Consider the following 204-nt stretch of genomic DNA (forward strand, 5'->3'; position numbering starts at 1 on the left):
TTCCGATTAACGCTTGCACCCTCCGTATTACCGCGGCTGCTGGCACGGAGTTAGCCGGTGCTTCTTCTGCGGGTAACGTCAATTGATAAGGGTATTAACCTTATCACCTTCCTCCCCCGCTGAAAGTACTTTACAACCCCTAAGGCCTTCTTCATACACGCGGCATGGCTGCATCAGGCTTGCGCCCATTGTGCAATATTCCCC

The 204-nt window shown here is 52.9% G+C and carries 1 rRNA gene; it reads right to left on the bottom strand.

Features of this window, described 5'->3' with window-relative positions:
- A 16S ribosomal RNA gene (locus BHE89_RS04470) occupies positions 1 to 204 on the bottom strand; the annotation flags it as partial.

Origin of the sequence: Shigella sp. FC1967 (assembly GCF_001743005.1) — a bacterium.
Classification (GTDB): domain Bacteria; phylum Pseudomonadota; class Gammaproteobacteria; order Enterobacterales; family Enterobacteriaceae; genus Proteus.